This window comes from Janthinobacterium salmonicoloratum (assembly GCF_051380845.1).
GTDB lineage: Bacteria > Pseudomonadota > Gammaproteobacteria > Burkholderiales > Burkholderiaceae_D > Janthinobacterium > Janthinobacterium lividum_F.
Genome location: NZ_JBNYXV010000016.1, coordinates 1 through 4,530 on the forward strand (window position 1 = coordinate 1; position 4,530 = coordinate 4,530).

General features: G+C 64.2%; 1 protein-coding gene. It reads left to right on the plus strand.

All coding sequences use genetic code 11. The features are described 5' to 3' along the window. Positions 1 to 4,530, plus strand: a 4,530-nt coding sequence (locus ACQ4WY_RS28165; protein ID WP_436506913.1) for a beta strand repeat-containing protein, incomplete at both ends; no start/stop codon positions are given.

Consider the following 4,530-nt stretch of genomic DNA (forward strand, 5'->3'; position numbering starts at 1 on the left):
TGGACTTGTCTGCCAGCCAGACCGGTGCAGCGACGATCAATCTCACGGCACGCACTGGCGACGTCAGCACGCATCAAGCCGTGGTCAGCACGCCTGGCGCCTTGACGATCCATGCGCAAGATACCTTGCGTAATACGGAAGGGCAACTCAGCGCTGGCCAACTCGATCTGCACGTGGGTAAGCTGGACAATACCAAGGGCACACTGATACAGACGGGCACGGGCGACACCGTTATCCAGACGGGCAAGCTGGACAACAGCGCCGGGCGCATCGCCGTCAATAGCAATGACCTGACCCTGGGCGCGGCCACCTTGACGAATGCGGGCGGCAAGATCGAGCATGCCGGCAGCGGCACTCTGGCCATCACGGCGGCCAACTTGCAGGGCGCAAGCGGCAGCATCATCGGCAATGGCGCCGTCGATCTCAAGGCCGGTCTGTTCGACCATGCCAACGCCACCACCACAGGCCGTACCCTGAGCGTGCAAGCAGACAGTCTGAGCAACCGGGGCGGCCATTTGCTGCAGACGGGCGCGGGCGGCATGACGGTCGCCGTCACAGGATTGCTCGACAATACGAGTGGTGAAATCGCCGGCAATGGCGTGTTGTCGGTACAGACAGGGAGCCTGGACAACAGCAAGGGCAAGATCACGTCGGCCACTTCCGCCGACATCGTCAGCACCGGTGCGCTCGTCAACACCGACGGCGTGATCGCGGCGGCGACCGATCTGCACCTGGGCGGCGCTATCGACAATACGCGCGGCTTGTTGCAGGCAGGGATCGGCGCCTTGAGCCTTGATGCGGCCAGCGTGCGTAATGCGCAAGGCACGCTCAGCGCGGGCACGGATATCACGGCCAAAGTCAGCGGCGACGTGCTGAACGCTGGCGTGCTGTATGCGGGGCGCAACCAGACCCTGGATATTGGTGGCTTGCTCAGCAATACAGGCTCGCTGGCTGCCCTGGGCAATACGACGATCACGGCGGGCAGTCTGAACGGTAATGGATTGTTGGCGGCAGGCATGCGCGCCGATGGCAGCTTTGCTTCGGCCGGTGACCTGACGGTGACGGCCCGTGGCGCCTTGCAGGCTGGCGGCCAGAACATGGCGGCTGGTCAGTTGCAATTGACGGGCGCGTCGGTCGATGTGGGCGGCAGCCAGACCAGCGCGGCGAACATCGGCTTGACGGCCTTGACAGGCAATGTGACGACCAGCAAGGCGGTCGTGTCGACCAATGGCGTGCTGGCCATCACGGCGAATGCCGCCAATGGGCAGGCACTCATCAACCAGGGCGGCAGCCTGAGCGCCGGGCAGCTGGCCATGCGCGTTGCCAACCTGGACAATACCAAGGGCACCTTGATACAGACGGGCACCGGCGATACGGTCATCGAAACGGGCAAGCTGGACAATACGGGCGGGCGCATCGCCGTCAACAGCGCCAATCTGCGCCTGCAGGCGGGCGACTTGATGAATGTGGATGGCAAGATCGAACATGCGGGTACGGGCACGCTGGCGATCCGCGCGACGAATTTGTACGGCCAGCGTGGCCAGATCACGGGCAACGGTGCATTGGGCGTGGCGGCCAATTACATCGATCACCGCAACGCCAGCCTGCTGGCGCAGCAGGTGAACGTCTCTGCTGGCGTTCTCGATAATCGCCAGGGACAGATCACGCAGCTGGGCACGAGTACGGCAACGGTGCTGGCCAGCACGCGCCTGGACAATAGCGGCGGCAAGATCGAAGCGAATGGCAATGTGCGCGTGGAAACGGGCGAGTTGCTCAACGACCATGGCCGTATTGCGTCCGCGCAGGACGTTAATGTGGCGGCGACGGGCAAGCTGGACAATACCAGCGGCGTGATCATTGCCGGGCGCGACCTGACAGTGGCCGGTGGCAAGGTGGACAATACGCTGGGCCAATTGCAGGCGGCAGGCGGCAATGCGCAATTGAGCATGGACGAGTTGCTCAGTGAACAGGGCAGCATCGTTGCCAGCGGCAATCTGACGACAACGGCGGGCAGCGTGCGCAACAGCGGCAGCCTGTTTGCCGGCGGAGAACAGGTGCTGAAGGTGAGCGGAGCGTTGGAGAATGCCGGCGTGATCCTGGCCCAGGGCAACAACACGATCAGCGCCAATAGCATCAACAGCGGCGCGGCCAGCCTGATCGGCGCTGGCGTGAAAGCCGATGGCAGTTTGCAGGCCAGCGGCAATCTGCAGGTCACGGCGCAGCAGGCGCTGGGTGCCCGCGGGCAGGTGCTGGCGGCAGGCAATGCCGTGTTGGGCGGCGGCAGCGTCGACCTCGGCGGCAGCCGCAGCAGTGCTGGCAATATCAGTCTGACGGCGACAACAGGCGATGTCAGCACCAGCGGCGCCGTGGTCACTACGCCGGGTGCCTTGACGATCAAGACCGGTGCGAATAGCCAGACCTGGAACAACCAGCGCGGCGATATCAGCGCCGGCCAGCTGGCCGTCACAATCGGCAACCTGAACAACCAGCAGGGCAGCATCGTTCAAACGGGAACGGGCAACACCGTCATCGAGTTGACATCGCCAGCGGGCATGCTGGACAACACGAGCGGCCGCATCGCCGTCAATAGCGCCAATTTGACACTGAAGGCAGCCACCCTGACGAATACGGATGGCAAGATCGAACACGCGGGCAGCGGTACCTTGAGCCTGCAAGCCACGCAGCTCAATGACCTGCGCGGCCAGATCACGGGCAATGGCGCCCTGGTCGTCACAGCCGGCGCCATCGACCATCGCAACGCCAGCACCATCGCGCAGCAACTGAGCGTGACGGGTAGCACCCTGGACAATGCCGGCGGCAACCTGACGCAGCTGGGCAAAGGCGATACCAGTATTCAACTGACGACCAGTCTGGACAATCACGGCGGCACGATCGCCAGCAATGGCAACACGACGATTGTTGCACCGAGCCTGAACAACCAGGGCGGCAAGCTGCAGGCGGCCGGTACCGCCAACCTGACGGTGACGGCGAACAACGTGCTGGACAACAGCCAAGGCGGCGCCATCGCCGGTGGCGGCAATGTCGTGCTGGGCGCAGGAAATCTGCAGAACCAGAGCGGTAGCGCCACGGCGGGCGGGCAGCTGACGGCGAACGTGGCGCAGGCATTGAACAATGCGGGCGGCTTGCTGGCCGCCACGGGCAATATGACTGTGAACGCGGCCAGCGTCGACAACAGCGCCGGCGGCAAGCTGGCCTCGGTACAGGGCCAGTTGCAAATGATCTCTACCGGCGCGACCGTCAACAATGGCGGCACCATGCAAGCGGGTGGCGACATCATCTTGCGCAACGGCGGCCTGTCGAACGTGCAGGGGACCATTGCGGGCGCGAACGTCACGCTCGACACGCGTGGCCAGCTGTTCAACAACACGCAGGGTACCCTGGCGGGCACGGGAACCGTCAACTTGCAGACGGGCATCCTGAACAATGATGGCGGCTTGCTGCAGTCGGGCGGCGCCATGAACATCGATACGCACGGCAACGCCTTGCTCAACACCAATGCGGGGGCGTATGCCGTGCGCCATCCCGGCAGTGCCGGTGGCATCAGCAGCGGCGCAGGATTGAGCTTGCAAACGGGCAGCTGGAACAATGCGGGCGGCTATCTGGGCGCGGCCGGTAACATCACGGGCAACGTGGGCCAGCTGGATAACCGTGGTGGCCAGGTCGTCGGCAAGTCGGCGCTGGACCTGACCCTGAGCGGCTTGCAAAACCAGGGCGGGCAAATCCAGGTGCTGGGCAATATCGGCTTGAACGCCGGTGGCGGCAGCATCAACAACCAGCAAGGCTTGATCCGCTCCGGCGCGGCCGTCACCGTGACGGGCGGCGGAATCGACAATGCCAGCACCCTGGGCGCGAACCAGGGTATCGAAGGCATCCATGTGACCCTGAACAGTGCCAATGTCAGCAATGTGCAGGGCGCGGTGCGCGCGGACGGCAACCTGGCGATCAACAGCGCGGGTAGCGTCAACAACACCCTGGGCATGCTCAGCGCCGGTGGCGCGCTGGCACTGCAGGACACGGGCCCCGGCCGGGGATTGGCCGTGATCAACTCGGGCGGCACCATTATCGGCGGCCAGCGCACCGACATCCGCGCGGGCAGCCTGAGCGGCGACGGCAAGGTGCTGTCGCAGAAGGATCTGGCGCTGGACCTGGCCGGCAACTTTACGCTGAACGCAGGTGCCGAGATCATGGCCAATGGCAATGCGGATATCACCATTGGCGGATTGCTGACCAATGCAGGGAAGGTTCAAGCGCGTACCACCCTGACCCTGGGCGCGGCGAATTTCGACAATGCCAGCACGGGCGACATCAATGCGGGCACGACGCGCGTCAATGTCGGTGGCGTGCTGAACAACCGCGGCGTGATCGATGGCATCAACACGGAACTGAACGTGGGAACGCTGAACAACGTGGGCACGGGCCGTATCTATGGCGATCACCTGAGCATCGGTGGTGGCATCGTTAACAATGACGTGGAAGGCGGTGTGGCAGCCACCATCGCGGCGCGCAGCC